The following is a 17,860-nucleotide window of genomic DNA, read 5'->3' as shown; positions in this document are numbered from 1 at the left end:
ATCTGAAGGACGAAGGGCCCGCACGATCGTGTGCGGGCCCTTCGTCGTCGGAGATCAGTGCGGGTATTCGCCGCGCTTGACCTGCGGCTTGGGGAGGCGCATGAAGCGCATCTGGACGGAGCGCATCGCGGCGTACCAGCCGAGACCCTTCTCGCGGCGGTCACCCCATTTCGCGGCGGCGAGCTTCTTCACCTTGCGAGAGAGGATGGCCATGTCCGCGACGACGAAAAGCAGATAAGCCCAGAGCCCTACGTACGCGTAGAACACGATCGCGGTGTTCGGAACGAGCGCGAAGAGGATCACGATCACCAACAGCGGCATGATGAGCTCGCCGAAGTGCCAGCCGGCGTCCGTGTAATCCCGGGCGAACCGGCGCTGGGGACCGCGGTCGCGGGGCGTCAGGTATCGCTCGTCGCCGTTGGCCATGCCGACGCGGGCCTTCTCGCGCTGGGCAGCGAGCTCAGCCTTCGCGCGGGCGCGGGCCTCCTTGGTGTTGGCGACGAGGGGCCGCTTCCGTGCCGCTTCCTGCTCGGCGCGCGTCGGCGTCGGGCGGTTCTTCCCCGCGCCCGTGGGGGCGTCGGGGGCGGTGTCGGCAGGGGGAGGTGTCTGTGCCACGGGGCGCTTCCTCGGAATCGGCGGAAAAGGCGTGCCACATAAGATTACCCGCATGACTTCCGACACCTCTCGGTCCGCCGCGGTGCGGGAGGCGGCCCTCACCCAGGTCCCCGCCGCCCTCGCCGATCTCGGCTCCCTCGTCCGCATCCCGTCCGTCGCCTTCCCGGGGTTCGACCGCGCCGAGGTGCAGCGAAGCGCCGACGCGGTGAAGGCCCTCGTCGACGACCTCGGCATCTTCGAACGCGTCGAGGTCAAGACGGCCGTCATCCCCGAAACGGGGGAGGAGGGGATGCCCGCCGTCCTCGCCACCCGTGCACCCCGCAACGGCCGGCCGACGATCCTGCTGTACGCGCACCACGACGTTCAGCCCGTCGGCGACGAGTCCCTGTGGGAGTCCCCGCCCTTCGAGCCGACGCTCCGCGACGGCCGGATCTACGGGCGTGGCGCAGCCGATGACAAAGCGGGCATCATGGCCCACATCGGCGCTCTCCGGGCGATGAAGGAGGCGCTCGGCGACGACTTCGACCTCGGCGTGAACCTCTTCTTCGAGGGCGAGGAGGAGGCGGGTTCCGCATCGTTCGCGCCGTTCCTGAGCGACAACGCCGACGCCCTCCGCGCTGATGTCATCGTCGTCGCAGACTCGGGCAACTGGGACTCCGAGACCCCCGCTCTGACGGTCTCGCTCCGCGGCAACGCACGGTCCACCCTCGACATCGAGACGCTCGATCACGCATCCCACTCCGGGATGTTCGGCGGAGCGGTGCCCGACGCCATGATGGCAGCCGTCACGCTGCTGGCCACGCTGTGGGATGAGGACGGCGCAGTGGCCGTCGACGGTCTCGCGATCCGGGATGCCGCGACCCCGCCCTACACCGAGGAGACCCTCCGCAGCGAGGCGGGGCTTCCCGACGGTGTGTCGCCGATCGGACGCGACGCGATCCTGAGCCGCATCTGGAACAAGCCCTCGATCACGATCACCGGCATCGACGCTCCGAGTGTCCGCAACGCGTCGAACACGCTGTCGCCGAAGGTGACGGTCGTCATCAGCACGCGCGTCGCGCCCGGCCAGCCCGCCGCCGAGGCCTTCGCCGCCGTCGAGGCGCACCTGCACGCCCACGCGCCGTTCGGTGCACGCCTCACGTTCCGCGACGTCGACTTCGGCAACCCGTTCCTCGTCGACACGTCCGGCCCTGCCGTCGAGAAGGCGCGTTCCGCCCTCGAGAGCGGCTACGGACGCACGCCCGTCGACATCGGCGTGGGCGGATCGATTCCCTTCATCGCCGACCTCGTACGCGAGTTCCCGGGCGCGGAGATCCTCGTGACCGGGGTGGAGGATCCTCATGCGCGGGCTCACAGCCCGAACGAATCCCTGCACGTGGACACGTTCCGACACGCGCTGGTGTCCGAGGCGCTCCTGCTCGAGTCCCTCGACGCATCCGAGTGAACCCGCCTGCCGATACTCGCGCCGCCGGGCCAGAGCCCGAGAGGCGACGTAGAATCGTGTCAGCACGCCGCCCCCGTTCCTCAAGAGCACTGGCGGCCCGACCATGGGGAGAGTCATGACCGACATCGCCACGCAGTCCACCGAGACCGTTCCCGCCCACGGCGTCGCCCTCACCGAGGCCGCGGCCGACAAGGTGAAGAGCCTGCTGTCGCAGGAGAACCGTGATGACCTCCGGCTCCGCGTCGCCGTTCAGCCCGGCGGATGCTCGGGTCTGATCTACCAGCTCTACTTCGACGAGCGTTACCTCGACGGAGACAAGACCGTCGACTTCGACGGTGTCGAGGTGATCGTCGACGACATGTCGGTGCCTTACCTCGACGGCGCGAAGATCGATTTCAAGGACACGATCTCGGAGCAGGGCTTCACGATCGACAACCCGAATGCTGCGGGCAGCTGCGCCTGCGGCGACAGCTTCCACTGATCCATCCCCGGGCACCTCAACCGGTTCCGGCATCCTGAGCGGATGGCCGGAATCCCGTAAGAGGTTGCCCTAGACTGGCATGAGTCTGACCTTCATGTCCCCGAAAGGTGCACCGTGCGCGTCAACCGCCGACTCCGTTGGGTAGCCCTCCCGCTCACGATCGCCTCCGCGGTCGCGCTTGCGGGATGCAGCCCCACGACAGCGAACGGCTTCCTCCCCGGCTTCGATGAGGGGGGCGGGCAGGCGACGAACCACACGTCGATGATCGCCGGCCTCTGGACCACGTCGTGGATCGTCGTCCTCGCCGTCGGTGTGATCACCTGGGCCCTCATGGGCTGGGCTGCGATCGCGTACCGGCGTCGCAAGGGGCAGTCGGGCCTGCCGGTCCAGCTCCGCTACAACATGCCGATCGAGATGTTCTTCACGATCGCCCCCGTCATCCTCGTGCTCGGCTTCTTCGCCTTCACGGCGCGCGACCAGGCGATCCTCGAGACCCAGTACGAGAAGCCGGATGTCTGCATCACGGCCATCGGCAAGCAGTGGGCGTGGGACTTCCAGTACAACGGCGACAACTGCGACGACCCCCAGGACCCGGTGTGGACCATCGGTGTGCAGGCGCAGACCGACGCACAGGGCAACATCACCAACGAGGTCCCCGAGCTCGTTCTGCCCGTCAACAAGGAAGTGACGCTGCAGCTCGAGTCGCGCGACGTCATCCATTCGTTCTGGATCGTGGACTTCCTCTACAAGAAGGACATGTATCCCGGTCGTGAGAACTACTGGTCCTTCACGCCCACCAAGGAAGGCACGTTCGTCGGCAAGTGCGCCGAGCTCTGCGGCCAGTACCACTCGATGATGCTCTTCAACGTGAAGGTCGTCTCGGATTCGGAGTACCAGAGCTACATCGCGTCGCTCAAGGCCAAGGGGCAGACCGGCGACATCGACGACGCACTGGATCGGCAACAGAACGCGCCCGGGACCGGCGCGCCCGCCGCTGAGGGAGAGCACAACAACTGATGGCCACCATCGCACCCCCCGCACCCACGCTTCCCCCTCGCCAGGCCGCGCTGCTCACCAGCTCGCGTGTCGAGCACAAGGGCAACATCGTCGTGAAGTGGATCACGTCCACGGACCACAAGACCATCGGGTACATGTACCTGATCGCCTCCGTGCTGTTCTTCATGCTCGGTGGCGTCATGGCCTTGATCATCCGTGCCGAGCTGTTCGAGCCCGGCATGCAGGTCGTGCCGACCAAGGAGCAGTACAACCAGCTGTTCACGATGCACGGCACGATCATGCTGCTGATGTTCGCGACGCCGCTGTTCGCGGGCTTCGCCAACGCACTCCTCCCGCTGCAGATCGGTGCTCCGGACGTCGCTTTCCCGCGTCTGAACGCCTTCGCGTTCTGGCTGTTCACCTTCGGCTCCACCATCGCCGTCGCAGGCTTCCTCACCCCTCAGGGTGCGGCCGCGTTCGGATGGTTCGCCTACCAGCCTTTGGCGAGTGAAAGCTTCAGTCCCGGCGCCGGTGGCGACCTCTGGATGCTGGGTCTCGGCATGAGTGGTTTCGGCACGATCCTCGGTGGTGTGAACTTCATCACGACGATCATGACCATGCGCGCTCCGGGTATGACGATGTGGCGCATGCCGATCTTCAGCTGGAACACCCTGGTCACCAGCATCCTGATCCTGATGGCCTTCCCGGTCCTCGCAGCGGCGATCTTCGCCGCCGCGGCCGACCGCATCCTCGGTGCCCACATCTACGACCCGGCCAACGGTGGCGTCCTGCTCTGGCAGCACCTCTTCTGGTTCTTCGGTCACCCCGAGGTATACATCATCGCGCTGCCGTTCTTCGGCATCGTGTCCGAGATCTTCCCGGTGTTCAGCCGCAAGCCGATCTTCGGATACAAGACGCTGGTCTACGCCACGATCGCCATCGCGGCTCTGTCCGTCTCCGTGTGGGCGCACCACATGTACGTGACCGGCGCGGTGCTGCTGCCGTTCTTCGCTCTCATGACGATGCTCATCGCCGTTCCGACGGGTGTGAAGATCTTCAACTGGATCGGCACGATGTGGCGAGGGTCGATCACCTTCGAGACGCCGATGGTCTTCGCGCTCGGATTCCTCGTGTCGTTCGTGTTCGGTGGTCTGACGGGCATCATCCTGTCGTCGCCGCCGCTCGACTTCCACGTCTCCGACTCGTACTTCGTCGTGGCCCACTTCCACTACGTCGTCTTCGGCACCGTCGTCTTCGCGATGTTCGCCGGCTTCTACTTCTGGTGGCCCAAGTGGACCGGAAAGATGCTGAACGAGCGCCTCGGCCTCGTGCACTTCTGGCTGCTGTTCATCGGCTTCCACATGACGTTCCTCATCCAGCACTGGCTGGGTGCGGACGGCATGCCCCGCCGGTACGCGGACTACGCGAGCCAGGACGGCTGGACGTGGCAGAACCAGGTGTCGACCGTCGGCTCGATGATCCTCGCGGCATCGATGGTTCCGTTCCTGCTCAACGTCTGGATCACGGCCCGCAAGGCGCCGCGTGTGACCGTCAACGACCCGTGGGGCTACGGCGGGTCGCTCGAGTGGGCGACCAGCTGCCCGCCGCCGCGCCACAACTTCACGTCGATCCCGCGCATCCGCAGCGAGCGGCCCGCCTTCGACCTGAACCACCCCGAGGCCGGGATCCCGGTGGGCGTCGGTCCTGCGAAGGATGCACCCGACGCGCCCGTGGTCGATCTGACGAATGGTGAGGTCAAGTAAGTGAAGACCAACGTCAACCTGTGGTGGGTGCTCTCCGCCTTCTTCGCCCTCGTCGCTGTGGTCTACGTGGGCTGGAACATCCTGGCCCACCCGCAGCTGCCGGTTTTCAACCGCATCGAATGGGTTGGTTCTGTCGGCCTCGTCTTCGTGACGATGATGGCCGCCATGATCGCCTTCTACTCGAGCCGCGTCGAGAAGGCCCAGGGCGGAACCCTCCCCGAGGACTCCCTGACGGCCGACATCGATGACGGCGACCCCGAGATGGGCGAGTTCTCGCCCTGGTCGTGGTGGCCGCTGGTGCTCGCCGGCTCCGCGGCGATCGCCTTCATCGGCCTTGCCGTCGGCGAGTTCATGATCCCGATCGGTGTCGGCATCTTCGTCGTCGCCATCGTCGGCTGGGTCTACGAGTACTACCGGGGCTACTTCGCCCGCTGAGCCGCGCATACACAACGCCGTCCGCCACACCACCGTGGCGGACGGCGTTTTTCGTGGCATCTGGGGGCGCCGAACCCGGGCGCGCCGGCAGGCCGAGTCGCACAGCCATAGCGACGAGCTCGAGAGGCCAGCAACGCTGATCCCCCCCGCTGTGCTGGTCGCGTGTCGGTCATCGATGATGCTCTTGGATCCCACCGCTTCGGAAGATGCAGCGGGTGACCGCGAGCAGGATGCCCCGCTGCGCTCCGGGGCCGCGGACACAGCTCCCCCTGCATCCCCACGTGCCTATCCTCATCCGAACCAGGGCCAGGCTCAGGTGGGGCACATGACGCCGACGCGCACACCCTGGCGCCCCGGGCGAGGCCACCGTGGGCACTGATCGCCATAGCTTTCGGACGCGGGCCCACGCGCCGGTCTCAGGCGGGTGTCACGGGCATCACCAGGGGGTCGAAACGTCGGGGGAGCGGCCCTTCTAGGCCCTCGACGGGCAGCCCCTCTCGCGCCCAGTACTCGAACCCGCCGATCATCTCCCGCACCGCGTAGCCGAGTCGTGCGAACTCCACAGCACCGCGGGCTCCGCCGTTGCATCCCGGGCTCCAGCAGTAGACGACCACCGGGATGTGCTGCGCGATCTCGCTTGCGGCGCGCGACGCGATCTGACCGTGGGGGATGTGGATCGCTCCCGAGGCGTGACCCTGATCCCAGGCATCGGTGTCGCGCACATCGACGAGCACGAAAGCATCGCCCGCGCGCTGCGAAGCATAGACGTCGCTCGGATCGGTCTCGACGAGGAGCTTCGTCTCGAAGTAGGAGAGGACGGATGCGGGGGAGGGGATCATGTGATCGACGCTACGGGCACACGAAAGCGGCGGGGTCCGACCATTCGGTCAGACCCCGCCGCTTTTCTGCCAGACGAGCTCAATCGTTCGAGCGGTCGTCCTTCTTGGCGGGTGCATCGTCAACCACGATGATGTTCGACGGGCGGTTGGCCGTCTCAGGGTTGTGGCCGTCGTCGATCGGGCGCAGGGGTGCGTCCGGAGCTCCGGCGCGCTCGTGGGCGCCACGGATCTCCTCCTGCTCCTCGTGCTCGATGTGCTCGAGCGCGTGGTGCTGGTGGGCGATCGCGGCATCCACCTCAGCCTGCGTGACGGGGGAGAGGCGATCCTCGAAGAACCACCGCGACAGCGATGCGCGGACGTTCTGGTGCCACGCGATGCGACCGTTGTCGTTGGGGCGCACGACCAGGGGCTCGTGGATCTCGAAGTCGATGAGCTTGACGCGCTCGTAAGCGTCGACAGGCTGGTGGACCTCGATGTACTCGCCACCGGGGAGGCGCACGATGCGACCGGATTCGTAGCCGTGCAACGCGATCTCGCGGTCCTTCTTCTGTAGAGCGATCGCGATGCGCTTCGTCACGAAGTACCCGACGATCGGCCCGATGAACAGGAGCGCCTGGAGCGAGTGGATCACTCCCTCCATCGTGAGATGGAAGTGCGTCGCGATGATGTCCGAGGAAGCGGCGGCCCAGAGCACGGCGTAGAAGATCACGCCGGCCACACCGATCGCGGTGCGCGTCGGTGCGTGACGGGGACGCTGGGCGATGTGGTGCTCGCGCTTGTCGCCGGTGACCCACGCCTCGATGAACGGGTAGATCGCGACGAGGACGATGAACAGGCCGAGGACGGCGACCGGCAGCAGGATGCCGAAGGACCAGGTGCGGTCGAACAGGACGACGTCCAGGTTGGACGGGGCCAGGCGGAGCGCACCATCGGCGAACCCGATGTACCAGTCCGGCTGGGTTCCCGCAGACACGGGCGACGGGTCGTAAGGACCGTAGTTCCAGATCGGGTTGATGGTGAACATCGAGGCGATCAGCACGAGCACACCGAACGTGATGAACAGGAAGCCGCCCATCTTCGACATGTAGATCGGCACCATCGGGTAGCCCACGACGTTGTCGTTCGTGCGGCCGGGGCCGGCGAACTGCGTGTGCTTGTTGATGATCATCAGCATCAGGTGCGCCGCGATGAGCGCGATGAGGATGAGCGGAAGCAACAGGATGTGCAGCGTGTACAGACGGTTCACGATCGCCGTACCCGGGAACTCGCCTCCGAAGAGGAGATACGAGGTCCACGTGCCGATCAGGGGGAGGCCCTTGATCATTCCGTCGATGATGCGGAGACCGTTGCCCGAGAGCAGGTCGTCGGGGAGCGAGTACCCGGTGAATCCGAGCGCCATTGCCAGGATGAACAGCACGAAGCCGATCACCCAGTTCAGCTCGCGCGGCTTGCGGAACGCACCCGTGAAGAAGACACGCAGCATGTGCACGCCGATGGCGGCGATGAACAGCAGGGCTGCCCAGTGGTGCAGCTGTCGGACGAGCAGGCCACCGCGGAGGTCAAACGAGATGTTCAGCGTGGACTCGAGGGCCGCCGACATCTCGATGCCGCGCAAGGGTGCGTACGCGCCGTTGTAGTGCGTGGGAGCCATCGACGCTTCGAAGAAGAACGTCAGGAACGACCCCGACAGGAAGACGACGACGAAACTCCAGAGCGCGATCTCGCCGAGCATGAACGACCAGTGGTCGGGGAAGATCTTGCGCCCGATCTCCTTGACGAGGCCCGAGATGCTCGTTCGCTCGTCGAGGTAGTTCGCGGTGGCGCCGATGAAGCGGCCGCCGAGGGGCTTGTCAGCCGGTCGGGCCACCGTGGTGGCCGGTGCGGATTCAGTCGCGGTGCTCAATGACGCTCCCAGAAGCTTGGCCCGACGGGCTCTTCGAAGTCGCTCTTAGCGATCAGGTAACCGTCTGCGTCCACCGTGATGGGCAGCTGGGGGAGCGGTCGGGCGGCCGGGCCGAAGATGACCTCGGCGCCGCGGGACACGTCGAACTGCGACTGGTGGCACGGGCAGAGAAGGTGGTGGGTCTGCTGCTCGTAGAGTGCCACGGGGCATCCGACGTGGGTGCAGACCTTCGAGTACGCCACGATCCCGTCGTAGGACCAGTCGAGGCGGTTGTACTCGGCGGGCAGCTGCTCGGGGAGCAGCCGCATGAGCAGGACGATCGCCTTGGCCTTCTCTTCGAGGTAGCCGTCGAGGTGGTCGACATCCTTGAGCGATTCGGGCATCACGTGGACGGCGGAGCCGAGGGCGATGTCCGCAGCGCGGATGGGGAGGCCGGAGGGGTCGTGCGCGAGGCGCTCACCCTCCTTCCACATGGTGTGCTTCAGAAGCGCGACCGGATCGCCGGCGAGCGGCTTCTCCTCGGAGGAGTGCGGAGCGAGCCCACGGAAGAGCGTCACGCCGGGGACGATGGACGCGACTACAGCGGCGATGAGTCCGCCGCGGATCGCGGTTCGGCGTCCGAACCCGGACTCCTCGTTCGCCTCACGGAAGACGTCGACCGCTGCTTCGCGGGTCGACTCCTTGCCGCGGGTCGAGTGACGAGCTTCGATGTGCTCCTTGTCGGGCATGATCGCCTTCGACCAGTGGATCGCAGCGATGCCGATGGTCAACAGAGCGAACCCGATGCCGAGACCGATGAAGAGGTTGTTGCTCCGGATGTCACCGAAGTCGCCGCTCTCGATCGGGAACAGCATGTACGCGGCCACGGCCCACAGGCTGGCGGCGAGAGAGATGTAGAACAGCGTGTAGACGGTACGGACCGCACGGTTCATCGCCGCCGGGTCCTTATCGGTCATCCGCTCACGATGGGGCGGCAGACCGGGGTTCTGCACGGGGTCGGCGACCGCGACGACGAGCCCCGACGAAGGCTGAGGAGCCTTCTCGAGCGCCTGCGGCTCTTCCTCGTGTGACATTGTGCTCCTCGCCTTGAAATTCTTTACGTCAGTGGTGGGTCAGTTGGACTTCGCGGTGATCCACACCGAGATGCCGATGAGAGTGCCGATGCCGAAGATCCAGATGAAGAGACCCTCGGACACGGGACCCAGCGACCCGAGCGTGAACCCGCCTACGGGCTCGCTCTTCTGCAGGTACATGAGGGACGAGATGATGTCGCGCTTCTCGTCCGGCGTGATGGTCATGTTGTTGAAGACCGGCATGTTCTGCGGCCCGGTCACCATCGCGGCGTAGATGTGCAGTGGGCTGGTCTTGGTGAGCGCGGGGGCGTACTTGCCCTCGGTCAGCGCGCCACCAGCCGCGGCGACGTTGTGGCACATCGCGCAGTTGATGCGGAAGAGCTCGGCGCCCTCCGTCAGGTTGCCACCGCCGTCGAGGATCTTCTCGTCGGGGTAGGTCGGTCCGGGGGCGACGGACTGCACCCAGGCCGCCATCGCCTTGATCTGGTCCTCGGTGAACTGCGGCGCCTTCTGGGGAGCCTGCGGTCCCTGAGCCTGGAGCGGCATGCGGCCCGTCGAGACCTGGAACTCGACCGACAGCTCGCCGACTCCGTACAGGGAGGGGCCGTCAGCGGTGCCCTCGAGGTCGAGACCGTGGCACGTCGCGCAGTTCGCCTGGAACAGCTTCTTGCCGTCTTCGACGGTGAGCGCGGATGCCGTGTCGGTGGACGTGGTCGACGCCATGGCAGCGGATGCGCCGGCGTAGATGCCACCCGTGAGCAGCAGGCCGACGCCGATGAGAGCGGCTGCCGCCCACTTGCTGCGACGGCCCGTGTGCCGACGCGGGGTCTTGGATGCCATTGAGGAACTCAGCTCCGCTCTGTATTACCGGATGAAGTAGATGACGGCGAACAGGATGATCCACACGACGTCGACGAAGTGCCAGTAGTAGGACACGACGATCGCGGAGGTCATCTCCTTTCGACCGAAGTTCTTGACCGCGAATGCGCGCCCGATGATGAGCAGGAAGGCGATGAGGCCACCCGTCACGTGAAGAGCGTGGAAACCGGTCGTGATGTAGAAGGCCGACGCGTAGGAATCCTCGCTGATCGGCAGGCCCTCGGCGACCAGGGTGGCGTACTCCCACACCTGGCCCGAGACGAAGACGGCGCCCATGATGAACGTCAGGTAGAACCACTCGACCATTCCCCACTGGCGGAAGTTCCAGAAGGATCCGCGACGGTAGGGCTGGAAGCGCTCGGCGGCGAACACACCGGCCTGAGCGGTGAACGACGACAGCACGAGGATGAGCGTGTTCACCGCGGCGAACGGCACGTTCAGCAGCTCGGTGCGACTTGCCCACAGCTCCGGCGAGGTGTTGCGGATCGTGAAGTAGATGGCGAAGAGGCCGGCGAAGAACATGACCTCGCTGCCCAGCCACACGATCGTGCCGACAGCCACGGGGTCCGGTCGTTTCACCGAACGCAGTGCCTGGTTGTATGTCGCGGGAGTGGTCGTCACGCTCCCCATTATGGCCGATGTTGGGGGAGGGTTTCGCATTCCTGAAGGTACTTGTCTCTTTCCGCCGGGTCGGCGCCGTCGATGGGCCCGCCGGGAGTCGCCTGCCAGAGTGCTGAGTAGGATCGGGGGTCATGGCGGACATGTACTCCTGGCCCGAGATTCTCTCCACGGTGCTGGACGGCGAGAACCTCAGCGTGTCCGAATCGACCTGGGCGATGCGCCAGGTGATGAACGGTGACGCGACCTCTGCGCAGCTCGCCGGGTTCCTCGTCGCGCTGCGGGCCAAGGGCGAGACCGTCGATGAGATCGTGGGATTCCGCGATGCCATCCTCGAGGCTGCGGTGCCGCTCCCCGTGCCGGCAGACGTGCTCGACATCGTCGGCACGGGAGGCGATCGTTACGGGACCGTGAACGTCTCGACGACCGCCTCGGTCGTCGTGGCGGCCACCGGCATCCCGGTCGTGAAGCACGGCAACCGCGCGTCGAGTTCGAAGTCAGGGTCATCGGACGTGCTCGCTGCACTAGGTGTCGATCTGACGCAGACTCCGGAGCGTGTTGCGGAGGTCCTCGACGAGGTCGGGATCACCTTCGCTTTCGCCTCCGCCTTCCACCCTGGCTTCCGGCACGCCGGACCGACGCGGGCGGAACTCGGCATCCCGACCGTCTTCAACTTCCTCGGGCCGCTGTGCAATCCGGCGCGCGCCGAAGCCAACGCCGTCGGGGTCGCTCACCTCGACCGGGTGCCGCTCATCACCGGTGTGTTCCAGACGCGCGGTGCGACGGCGCTCGTGTTCCGTGGCGACGACGGGATGGACGAACTCACCACGACAGGCCACAGCCGCGTCTGGGAGGTCAGCCGGGGAGACGTGCGAGAGCACGACCTCGATCCTCGGGACCTCGGCATTCCCCGGTCCGAGATCGCTGACCTGCTAGGCGGCGACGCCGAGCACAACGCGGCGATCGTGCGTCGCGTGCTCGACGGCGAATCCGGTCCGGTCCGCGACATCGTCCTGTTGAACGCCGCCGCCGGCATCGTGTCATATCGGCTGTTCCAGGATGCCGCCGAGCTCCAGCGTCCGTTCGTCGAGCGACTCGCGAACGCCTATGCCGAAGCGGCAGCCGCCGTCGACGCGGGCGCCGCGCGGGCCAAGCTCGATGCGTGGGTCGCCGCGTCCGGACGCTGAGCGCGCACCGTGGACCCGATCGAAGCCCTCACGGAGATCGCGGAGCTCCTCGAGCGCGATCGCGCGTCCCGGTACAAGTCGAAGGCCTTCCGAGCAGCCGCAGAGTCCCTCGCGGGTCTGAGCCCTGCTGAGCGGGCTGACGTCTCCCGTCTGCGCGCCCGGAAAGGCATCGGCGCCTCCACCTTCGCCGTGATCTCGGAGGCGCTTTCCGGGCGCGTGCCGACCTACCTTGCGGACCTGCGGGAACGAGTCGCGCCCACCGAGGTGTCGGCATTGCGTCCGCTCCTGCGGGGCGATCTGCACGCCCACTCGGAGTGGTCCGACGGGTTGACATCGATCGAATCGATGGTCGACGCCGCGCGTTCGCTCGGCCATGACTACCTCGCTCTGACCGACCATTCGCCGAGGCTCAGGGTGGCGCGCGGACTGTCTGCGGAGCGGCTCCGCGAGCAGCTCGCACTCATCCCTGATTTCTGCGACGAGACGTTCACCCTGCTGAGCGGGATCGAGGTCGACATTCTCGACGACGGCTCCCTCGACCAGGAGGACGATCTCCTCGAATCCCTCGACATCGTCGTCGCGTCCGCGCATTCCGCCCTGCGGATGGAGCAGGCGCCGATGACGCGCCGCCTGGTGGCTGCGGCATCCGATCCCCGCGTCGACGTGCTGGGCCATGTCACCGGCCGCCTCGTGTCGGGGGCGCGGGGGACCCGTCCGCCGTCGGTGTTCGATGCGAGAGCCGTCTTCGAAGCGTGCGCCGAACACGGCACCGCGCTCGAGATCAACTCCCGCCCGGAGCGGGAGGATCCGCCGGACGATCTGCTCGCCCTCGCGATCGAGATCGGATGCCTCTTCTCGATCGACTCGGACGCGCACGCCCCGGGGCAGCTGTCGTTGCTGGACCATGGCGCGGCGCGCGCGGAGCGCGCCGGTGTGCCCGCTGACCGCGTCATCACCACGTGGCCGCTCGAGCGACTCCGTGAATGGGCGTCGACGAGCTGAGAGGTCAGGCCCGGGCGGTGAGCGCTGCCCGTGCGCGGGTCGCCGAGGATCCGAGTGACCAGGTGCCCGCCAACTGCGCCACCGCCTCCTCGTCCGGCGCGGTGATGCGGGCATCCACGGGCGGTAGATCGAGCGTCCGCACGACCTCGACCACGCGCGGCGCGACGTCGAGGTAGTCGGAGGCAGCGAGGATCTTCGCCCTGACGCCCGCGCTCATCCCTTCGCCGGCCTCGGCAGCGCTCCGGATACTGGTGAGATCGCCGTGCGCGGCCAGCAGCGTCGCCGCGGTCTTCTCGCCGATGCCGGCGACACCCGGGAGTCCGTCGGACGAGTCGCCACGCATCGCGGCGAAGTCGGCGTACTGCGACGGGAGGACGCCGTATTTCGTGACGACGACGGAGTCGGTGAGTACTTCGAGCTTGCTCATCCCGCGGCCCGTGTAGATGACGCGGACACCACGGTCGTCGTCGACGAGCTGGAACAGGTCGCGGTCGCCGGTCACCACGTCGACGGGGATGGTGTTCGTCGACGCGAGGGTCCCGATGACGTCATCAGCCTCGTGGTCCGGAGCGCCGATGATCGGGATGCCGAGTGTGCCGAGCGCTTCGCGGATCACCGGGACCTGGCTCTCGAGAGGGTCGGGGATCTCCTCGACGTCGGGGGCCGACACGACCGCCTCGGCGACGCGGTGCGTCTTGTAGGACGGGATGAGATCGACGCGCCACTGCGGTCGCCAATCGTCGTCCCAGCAGGCGACGAGGTGGGTCGGCTCATACGTGTCGACGAGCTTCGCGATCATGTCGAGGAAGCCGCGGACGGCGTTCACAGGACGACCGTCTGCCGCCTTCACCGTGTCGGGCACGCCGTAGAACGCGCGGAAGTAAAGGCTGGCGGAGTCGAGCAGCATGAGGCGGTCGGTCACGCGCTCATCCTCGCACTCAGCAGCCGGGACCGCTCGGGTCCTCGTCGCAGGTGCGTTCCACGAGTGCCGTGTCCACCTCGACGACGCGGATGACGGTGGTCGGCGTGTTGAGCTCCAGGAGTCCGGCGATCGGGAACCAGCCGCCGCCGGCATCCGCTTCCGCCGCGTAGCGGATCGTCACGCTCGCCTCGTACTCGCCGGCTGCGCCGTAGCTGTGGCTGGTGTCCGTCGCGGTGAACTGCGGGACGTCGAGGTCGTCCCACGACGTTCCCGGTGAGGTCGTCTCGCGCGTGGTCCCGTCGCCGTAGTCGAAGGCGTACGAGACGGGCGTGAAGCGGACGGTCACGGGGACGTCGAAGATCCGGCCGGTGACGGTGTGCTCGGCGGCGTCGACGACGAAGTTCGTGGGCATCCCGACCACGCCCACGCCGTCGGGTTCGCCGATGACCCGCGGCGGCTGGGGCGCGAACTGCGCGACATCCTCGATCGTCGCGGTGGTCGGGTCCGGCGCCGCCGGGGCGGGAGCCGGGTCGGCGGGCTGTTGGTCGGCCTGTTCGGTTCCCGGTAGCGGTGCCCCTCCCGGGGCCACGACCGCGTCCGCGCACGCCTGGTCGAATGCGCACTGCGCGAGCCACTCGTCGCGGGTTCGTGCGCCGGGGTAGTAGGCGTCGGGGTCCGGGGGCGGGGGAGGGACGTTCACCGAGCCGCCGCCGCCTCCGCCTCCGCCGCTGTTCGAGCCGCGATCTGGGACGGCGGGTACTGAAGCGGATTCACGCGTCGCGCCGATCGAGACGGAGGAGCCGTTGTCTTGCACTTGGCAATCTGTCCACGTGTTGGAGCCGAAGCAACCGCCATTAGCCGCACTGGCCGGGGCCGCTAGCGACAGAGTGAAAAGGACCGTAAGTCCGACAGCGGCCCATCGCAGTCGGTCTAACAACGGCTGTCCTTCACGGCTTGACTCTTCGAAACCTTGGCCGCTGTGAGGGATGTGGGGTCGAATTCAACCTTCACGTCTAGCGCGAACACATTTGGTCGGGTCGGAGCCACTTGTGAGCTGCCGGAAGCGTCAGTCACGTCGACGGCCGACACGTCCTGGCAAACGATTAGTTCGCCGAGCGCGTTGCCCGCATAGATCTGGGGGAGGGTCGTCTTGCCCGACACAGTCCATCCATCGGCGTGCATTTGGGTGAGCGTCTTTTTCTCGCTCGCTAGGGCGTCGCCGCGAAGGTACGCGTACACCGGCTCGAACGTCGCCGGGTCCGAGAGGTCCACCTCGTTGAGCGCGTCGATGTACGCCCGGTACGTCTTCTCGGCGGCGGCGAACGCCTCTTCCTTCGATGCGAACCCTGTCGGCGTGGGGGAGGGTTTCGGAGCGGCAGCCGATGCGCAGGCCGCGAGGGCGGTGACGAGCGCGACCGTGGCGAGCAGCGCTGCGGAACGTCGAGCGATCATGCGGTCCACGGTAATGAAAGCGGGACGCCGGGCGAACGATTCTCCACAGCGCGTAGGCTCGCTGACGTCATTCGCGGTTATGGGGAGGGACCATGTCGTTCGGGGCTGCGGCATCCGCTCGTCGGCGACGTCGGGTCGCGCTCGACGCACCATGTCCTTGCGGTCGGCGCCCGTTCGGGTCGTGCTGCGGACCCGTTCTCGACGGTCATGCCGCCGTGACGCCCGAAGACCTGATGCGTTCGAGGTACACCGCCTTCGCGCTCGGCGATGCGCGCCACCTGCTTGACACGTGGTTCCCCGGGACCAGGCCCGACGGCCTCTCGCTCGATGACGCGGTCACCTGGATGCGGCTCGACATCCTCAGCGCGAACACGTCGGAGGACGGTCGCTCCGGGAGGGTGCGCTTCCGCGCCCATTGGGTCGACGGTGGCGCAAGCGATCCGCATGTCATGGAGGAGGACAGCCGCTTCGTGCGGCGCTCGGGCGTCTGGTATTACGTCAGCGCTGTCTGATACCCTGGAGCGTCGCACGCGTGGCACCTGTGCCGCGCCCGCGCAGCATCGCAACACCAACCACCTTGCCCCGATCGGCTTCCGCGCGTCCTCGTGCGGATGAGCTCCGGGGCCCGAATACAACACCATCCAAGGACAACCCCCTACATGACTAACGCAACGACCGCCCCGGCCACCAAGCAGGTCGCCATCAACGACATCGGATCTGCTGAGGACTTCCTGGCCGCGGTCGAGAAGACCCTGAAGTTCTTCAACGACGGAGACCTCATCGAAGGCACCGTCGTCAAGATCGACCGCGACGAGGTCCTCCTCGACGTCGGCTACAAGACCGAGGGCGTCATCCCCTCGCGCGAGCTGTCGATCAAGCACGACGTCGACCCCAACGAGGTCGTCAACGTCGGCGACCAGGTCGAGGCCCTCGTCCTCCAGAAGGAGGACAAGGAAGGCCGCCTGATCCTCTCCAAGAAGCGCGCACAGTACGAGCGTGCCTGGGGAGACGTCGAGAAGATCAAGGAGAACGACGGCGTCGTCACCGGTTCGGTCATCGAGGTCGTCAAGGGTGGTCTCATCGTCGACATCGGCCTCCGCGGCTTCCTCCCCGCGTCGCTCATCGAGCTCCGCCGTGTCCGCGACCTCACGCCGTACCTCGGCCAGGAGATCGAGGCCAAGATTCTCGAGCTCGACAAGAACCGCAACAACGTCGTCCTGTCGCGCCGCGCCCTGCTCGAGCAGACGCAGTCCGAGTCGCGCTCGAACTTCCTCAACAACCTCCACAAGGGTCAGGTCCGCAAGGGCACCGTCTCGTCGATCGTCAACTTCGGTGCGTTCGTCGACCTCGGTGGCGTCGACGGTCTCGTCCACGTCTCGGAGCTCTCGTGGAAGCACATCGAGCACGCATCCGAGGTCGTCGAGGTCGGTCAGGAAGTCACCGTCGAGATCCTCGAGGTCGACCTGGACCGCGAGCGCGTCTCGCTGTCGCTGAAGGCGACGCAGGAGGACCCGTGGCAGGTCTTCGCCCGTACCCACGCGATCGGTCAGGTCGCTCCGGGCAAGGTCACCAAGCTCGTCCCGTTCGGTGCGTTCGTCCGCGTCGCCGACGGCATCGAGGGCCTCGTGCACATCTCCGAGCTCTCGGGCAAGCACGTCGAGCTCGCCGAGCAGGTCGTCTCCGTCGGTGAAGAGGTCTTCGTCAAGATCATCGACATCGACCTCGAGCGTCGCCGCATCTCGCTCTCGCTCAAGCAGGCGAACGAGTCGGTCGACCCCAACGGCACCGAGTTCGACCCGGCGCTGTACGGCATGGTCACCGAGTACGACGAGAACGGCGAGTACAAGTACCCCGAGGGCTTCGACCCCGAGACCAACCAGTGGAAGGAAGGCTTCGACGAGGCCCGCCTCGCCTGGGAGGCCGAGTACGCCGCTGCTCAGGGTCGCTGGGAAGCCCACAAGGCTGCCGTCGCCAAGGCCCTCGAGGCCGAGGCCGCTGCTCCCGCCGACTCGGGTTCGTCGTCCTTCTCGTCCGAGGTCTCGAACGGTGCAGGTACCCTCGCCGACGACGAGGCGCTGGCTGCTCTCCGCGAGAAGCTGTCCGGTCGCTGATCGACACCATCTGAATCGAGGGGTCGGAGCCATGTGCTCCGGCCCCTCGGTCGTTTCCGGACGGATGCCGCGCCGCCGATGGGCCGGTAACGTGCAGGTGTGGCGCAAGAGAACGAAGGATCGACCGCAGATCGATCTCC

At 66.8% G+C, this 17,860-nt stretch carries 18 protein-coding genes; 9 read left to right on the top strand and 9 right to left on the bottom strand.

What is annotated here, in order from left to right:
- Positions 1 to 54 precede the first annotated feature (54 nt).
- A complete protein-coding gene (locus Q9S78_RS13135) occupies positions 55 to 615 on the bottom strand; it encodes a DUF3043 domain-containing protein (RefSeq protein ID WP_018186474.1) in 561 nt (186 codons plus the stop codon).
- A 52-nt stretch (positions 616 to 667) separates the two neighbouring features.
- On the opposite strand from Q9S78_RS13135, the gene Q9S78_RS13130 reads away from it, so the two are divergent.
- From Q9S78_RS13130 to Q9S78_RS13110, 5 genes are all read left to right on the top strand, one after another.
- Positions 668 to 2,059, top strand: a complete 1,392-nt coding sequence (locus Q9S78_RS13130; protein WP_311870605.1) for a dipeptidase — start codon at positions 668 to 670, stop codon at positions 2,057 to 2,059.
- Positions 2,060 to 2,174: 115 nt separating this feature from the next.
- Positions 2,175 to 2,540 carry an iron-sulfur cluster insertion protein ErpA gene (gene erpA, locus Q9S78_RS13125; protein ID WP_018186476.1) on the top strand — a complete coding sequence of 122 codons (366 nt, stop codon included), beginning with the start codon at positions 2,175 to 2,177 and terminating at the stop codon, positions 2,538 to 2,540.
- 114 nt (positions 2,541 to 2,654) lie between these two features.
- Positions 2,655 to 3,557, top strand: a complete 903-nt coding sequence (gene ctaC / locus Q9S78_RS13120) for an aa3-type cytochrome oxidase subunit II (RefSeq protein ID WP_018186477.1) — start codon at positions 2,655 to 2,657, stop codon at positions 3,555 to 3,557.
- Positions 3,557 to 5,299 (top strand): aa3-type cytochrome oxidase subunit I, encoded by a 1,743-nt coding sequence (ctaD, locus tag Q9S78_RS13115; RefSeq protein ID WP_018186478.1) that lies wholly within the window; start codon positions 3,557 to 3,559, stop codon positions 5,297 to 5,299. Before ctaC ends, ctaD begins: the two co-directional genes overlap by 1 nt.
- The gene (locus tag Q9S78_RS13110) at positions 5,300 to 5,734 is read left to right on the top strand and encodes a cytochrome c oxidase subunit 4 (RefSeq protein ID WP_018186479.1); all 435 of its coding nucleotides are present in this window, start codon (positions 5,300 to 5,302) and stop codon (positions 5,732 to 5,734) included.
- A 416-nt stretch (positions 5,735 to 6,150) separates the two neighbouring features.
- Here Q9S78_RS13110 and Q9S78_RS13105 read toward each other — a convergent pair whose 3' ends face one another.
- From Q9S78_RS13105 to ctaE, 5 genes are all read right to left on the bottom strand, one after another.
- Positions 6,151 to 6,573, bottom strand: a complete 423-nt coding sequence (locus Q9S78_RS13105) for a rhodanese-like domain-containing protein (RefSeq protein ID WP_116229262.1) — start codon at positions 6,571 to 6,573, stop codon at positions 6,151 to 6,153.
- Between the two features lie 79 nt (positions 6,574 to 6,652).
- Complete coding sequence (gene qcrB / locus Q9S78_RS13100; RefSeq protein WP_040570549.1) at positions 6,653 to 8,476, bottom strand: cytochrome bc1 complex cytochrome b subunit; 1,824 nt, start codon at positions 8,474 to 8,476, stop codon at positions 6,653 to 6,655.
- A complete protein-coding gene (qcrA, locus tag Q9S78_RS13095) occupies positions 8,473 to 9,549 on the bottom strand; it encodes a cytochrome bc1 complex Rieske iron-sulfur subunit (protein ID WP_018186482.1) in 1,077 nt (358 codons plus the stop codon). The genes qcrB and qcrA overlap by 4 nt, the downstream gene beginning before the upstream one ends.
- A gap of 39 nt (positions 9,550 to 9,588) precedes the next feature.
- Positions 9,589 to 10,389: a cytochrome bc1 complex diheme cytochrome c subunit gene (gene qcrC / locus Q9S78_RS13090; protein WP_018186483.1), complete on the bottom strand. Its 801-nt coding sequence runs from the start codon at positions 10,387 to 10,389 to the stop codon at positions 9,589 to 9,591.
- Positions 10,390 to 10,413: 24 nt separating this feature from the next.
- Complete coding sequence (gene ctaE / locus Q9S78_RS13085; protein ID WP_018186484.1) at positions 10,414 to 11,058, bottom strand: aa3-type cytochrome oxidase subunit III; 645 nt, start codon at positions 11,056 to 11,058, stop codon at positions 10,414 to 10,416.
- Between the two features lie 122 nt (positions 11,059 to 11,180).
- On the opposite strand from ctaE, the gene trpD reads away from it, so the two are divergent.
- Both trpD and Q9S78_RS13075 read left to right on the top strand, forming a co-directional pair.
- Positions 11,181 to 12,233, top strand: a complete 1,053-nt coding sequence (gene trpD / locus Q9S78_RS13080) for an anthranilate phosphoribosyltransferase (protein WP_311870601.1) — start codon at positions 11,181 to 11,183, stop codon at positions 12,231 to 12,233.
- A 9-nt stretch (positions 12,234 to 12,242) separates the two neighbouring features.
- The gene (locus Q9S78_RS13075) at positions 12,243 to 13,235 is read left to right on the top strand and encodes a PHP domain-containing protein (protein ID WP_311870598.1); all 993 of its coding nucleotides are present in this window, start codon (positions 12,243 to 12,245) and stop codon (positions 13,233 to 13,235) included.
- A gap of 4 nt (positions 13,236 to 13,239) precedes the next feature.
- Here the strand turns inward: Q9S78_RS13075 and Q9S78_RS13070 are convergent, their stop codons facing one another.
- From Q9S78_RS13070 to Q9S78_RS13060, 3 genes are all read right to left on the bottom strand, one after another.
- Entirely contained in the window at positions 13,240 to 14,157 is a 918-nt protein-coding gene (locus Q9S78_RS13070; RefSeq protein WP_311870596.1) for a 5'-3' exonuclease, read from the bottom strand.
- 16 nt (positions 14,158 to 14,173) lie between these two features.
- A complete protein-coding gene (locus Q9S78_RS13065) occupies positions 14,174 to 14,857 on the bottom strand; it encodes a hypothetical protein (RefSeq protein WP_311870594.1) in 684 nt (227 codons plus the stop codon).
- 230 nt (positions 14,858 to 15,087) lie between these two features.
- A complete protein-coding gene (locus Q9S78_RS13060; protein ID WP_311870592.1) occupies positions 15,088 to 15,609 on the bottom strand; it encodes a hypothetical protein in 522 nt (173 codons plus the stop codon).
- A 215-nt stretch (positions 15,610 to 15,824) separates the two neighbouring features.
- On the opposite strand from Q9S78_RS13060, the gene Q9S78_RS13055 reads away from it, so the two are divergent.
- Together Q9S78_RS13055 and rpsA are read left to right on the top strand one after the other, a co-directional pair.
- A complete protein-coding gene (locus Q9S78_RS13055; RefSeq protein ID WP_311870590.1) occupies positions 15,825 to 16,121 on the top strand; it encodes a YchJ family protein in 297 nt (98 codons plus the stop codon).
- A gap of 147 nt (positions 16,122 to 16,268) precedes the next feature.
- Positions 16,269 to 17,720 (top strand): 30S ribosomal protein S1, encoded by a 1,452-nt coding sequence (gene rpsA, locus Q9S78_RS13050; RefSeq protein WP_018186491.1) that lies wholly within the window; start codon positions 16,269 to 16,271, stop codon positions 17,718 to 17,720.
- Positions 17,721 to 17,860 lie beyond the last annotated feature (140 nt).

This window comes from Microbacterium aquilitoris, from assembly GCF_031932285.1.
GTDB classification, from domain to species: Bacteria; Actinomycetota; Actinomycetes; order Actinomycetales; family Microbacteriaceae; genus Microbacterium; species Microbacterium aquilitoris.
Note: the sequence above shows the minus strand (reverse complement) of the source record. Positions and strands in the feature narration are given on the sequence as shown.

Coding starts and splice junctions, on each gene's coding strand:
- Q9S78_RS13130 (WP_311870605.1), top strand. CDS start 668: ATGACTTCCGACACCTCTCGGTCCGCCGCGGTGCGGGAGGCGGCCCTC.
- erpA (WP_018186476.1), top strand. CDS start 2,175: ATGACCGACATCGCCACGCAGTCCACCGAGACCGTTCCCGCCCACGGC.
- ctaD (WP_018186478.1), top strand. CDS start 3,557: ATGGCCACCATCGCACCCCCCGCACCCACGCTTCCCCCTCGCCAGGCC.
- Q9S78_RS13105 (WP_116229262.1), bottom strand. CDS start 6,573: ATGATCCCCTCCCCCGCATCCGTCCTCTCCTACTTCGAGACGAAGCTC.
- qcrA (WP_018186482.1), bottom strand. CDS start 9,549: ATGTCACACGAGGAAGAGCCGCAGGCGCTCGAGAAGGCTCCTCAGCCT.
- qcrC (WP_018186483.1), bottom strand. CDS start 10,389: ATGGCATCCAAGACCCCGCGTCGGCACACGGGCCGTCGCAGCAAGTGG.
- ctaE (WP_018186484.1), bottom strand. CDS start 11,058: ATGGGGAGCGTGACGACCACTCCCGCGACATACAACCAGGCACTGCGT.
- trpD (WP_311870601.1), top strand. CDS start 11,181: ATGGCGGACATGTACTCCTGGCCCGAGATTCTCTCCACGGTGCTGGAC.
- Q9S78_RS13060 (WP_311870592.1), bottom strand. CDS start 15,609: ATGATCGCTCGACGTTCCGCAGCGCTGCTCGCCACGGTCGCGCTCGTC.
- rpsA (WP_018186491.1), top strand. CDS start 16,269: ATGACTAACGCAACGACCGCCCCGGCCACCAAGCAGGTCGCCATCAAC.